The following is a 2,300-nucleotide window of genomic DNA, read 5'->3' as shown; positions in this document are numbered from 1 at the left end:
GACAGTGTCCAGCCCGATCACTTGCGCGCCTTCGGCAGCGAAACGGCGCACGCAGGCCAGACCGATACCCGAAGCGCCACCGGTGACCACCGCGACCTTATTCTGCAAACGAGTCATAACTGAACCTCTTTTGTTGTTGTGGGCTAATGCTGTGGCCGAGTCTAACTGCAGACCGGGGCCGAGTGATCGTCCGTTGAGACTAAGCAATAGATCCCCCATCCGGCACATTTCAACTGTAGGAGCGAGCCTGCTCGCGAAAAACGTCCGGGCACCGCGTTCATTCAGAAAGGGCGCGTTATCGTTGACGTCCATCGTCGGAACGCCGCCCGGAGCCGGCTCGCTCCTACAGGGGGATGTGTATCTTCAATCCGGGAATTTCAGGCGCACCTTCGCCCCGGTCGGTCGGCTCTGGCAGGCCAGTGTCCAGCCGTCGACCAGTTCCTTGGGTGTCAGCACGTCGTTGCGTGCCAACTGAACCTCGCCTTCCCTGACCACGCACATGCACGCGCCGCAGAAACCTTCTTCACRGGACGACGGCACATCCAGGCCGGCGGCCTTGCAACTTTGCAGCAGGGTGTCGCCGGGCTGGCAGGCGATTTCGTGTTGCTGTCCATCGAGCTCGACGATCAGCGCCTCGCACTGCGACCCCATCGCTGCCTCGCGGGCGAGGGCTTCTTCGGCCAGCAGTTCATCGGGGTCCGGCGGCGAGACGAAACGTTCGACATGGATCCGCTCGGCCGCTTCGCCCAGTGCCAGCAGCGTGCGCTCCACGGTGTCCATGAACGGACCCGGCCCGCAGATGAAGTAGTCGCCACCGGCCGATCCGCGCAGCAGATGACGGACCTGATGGTCCGTCAGGAAACCCTGCACCGAATCGAGGACGTGCACCACGTGCAGTTGATCAGGATGCGCCTTGATCAACCGGCACAGCTCGTCCTTGAATATCACCGACGCTTCATCGCGGTTGGCGTAGATCAACTTGATCGGCCGCCGGCTGCTGTGCAGCACCGACTTGAGAATGGAAAATACCGGGGTAATGCCCGAGCCGCCACCGAACAATACCAACGGTCTGTCGGTGTCAGCCGAGTGCTGCGGGTCCAGGCAGAAATGCCCGGCCGGTGGCAGCACTTCCAGCCAGTCGCCGACCTGCACTTCGTTCATCCAGTTCGACACCCGGCCACCGTCGACCCGTTTCACCGTGACCTTGGGCAGCGCGTCCGCGAGGGGCGAGCTGGCCATGGAATAGCAGCGGGTCAACAGTTTGCCGGCGAAGGGCACGCGAAAACTCAGGAACTGGCCCGGTTTGTAGCGAAAGCGCTCACGCAAGGTTGGCGGTACGTCCAGCACCAGCGAGCGCGCATCCAAGGTCTCGTCGATCACCGCGCACACTTGCAATGAGACACTTCCCGTCGTGTGTTCGGCCGGGGTCAGGTTCTGTTGTTGCGTGCCCATGTTCACCTCGGCCTCAGAGCCCGCTGATCAGTTGGGCGTTGTCGACGCGGATCTCGGCACCGTTGACGAACCGCGACTCGTCGGTGGCGAGGAATAGCACCACGTTGGCAATGTCCCGTGGCGCGGCCATGCGGTTCATCGGGTCTTGGTCCAGGGCTTCCTGAGGGATTGGCTGACCACCGGCCAGGGCCTGGGTCATCGGCGTGTTCACGCCATCCGGGTGCACGCTGTTGCAGCGGATGCGGTAGCCCTGCTGCTTGCAGTGCAGGGCAATGGAACGGGTCATCGCCGCCACCGCGCCTTTGGATGCCGAGTAGGCGCAGAACATCGGCATCGCGCCCAATGCGGCCACCGACGACATGTTGATGATCGAACCGCCACCGGTTTCCTTCATCGCCTGGATCGCGTACTTGCAGCCGAGGAAGTAGCCTTCGCCGTTGATTTTCTGCACCTTCTGCCACAGTTCCAGGGTGGTGTCTTCGATGCTGCCCAGGGCCAGGATCGCGGCGTTGTTGACCAGCACGTCGAGACGGCCGAAGTGTTCAACAGTAGTTTTCACCACGTTCTGCCAATCGCTTTCGCTGGCGATGTCGTGGCGGATGAACAGCGCATTGGCGCCGATTTCTGCAGCCACCTGGCGACCAGTTTCTTCGTTGAGGTCGGTCAGTACCACTTTGGCGCCTTCGCGGGCCAGCAGCAGGGCGTCTTCGCGACCGATACCGCTGGCGGCGCCGGTGATGATGCAGACTTTGCCTTCTACACGTTGCATTGTTGTTCTCCTGATCGTGCGGTTTGAAGTGCGAATTGGTCGGCCACGTGGGCGGCAGCCCGGCGACCGGAATAAATGC

At 62.2% G+C, this 2,300-nt stretch carries 3 protein-coding genes; all 3 read right to left on the bottom strand.

Annotated elements, in window-relative coordinates; translation table 11 throughout:
- The coding region (locus ACXRVY_RS24925) for an SDR family NAD(P)-dependent oxidoreductase (RefSeq protein WP_458238511.1) at positions 1–117 on the bottom strand (117 nt) is incomplete at its 3' end.
- Positions 118–363: 246 nt separating this feature from the next.
- Positions 364–1,452 carry a 2Fe-2S iron-sulfur cluster-binding protein gene (locus ACXRVY_RS24920; protein WP_458238510.1) on the bottom strand — a complete coding sequence of 363 codons (1,089 nt, stop codon included), beginning with the start codon at positions 1,450–1,452 and terminating at the stop codon, positions 364–366.
- A gap of 13 nt (positions 1,453–1,465) precedes the next feature.
- Complete coding sequence (locus tag ACXRVY_RS24915; RefSeq protein WP_223463232.1) at positions 1,466–2,221, bottom strand: glucose 1-dehydrogenase; 756 nt, start codon at positions 2,219–2,221, stop codon at positions 1,466–1,468.
- Between the last annotated feature and the right edge of the window lie 79 nt (positions 2,222–2,300).

It is taken from the genome of Pseudomonas sp. P5_A2_2, assembly GCF_054177685.1.
This window is presented reverse-complemented; position numbering and strand designations above follow the sequence as displayed.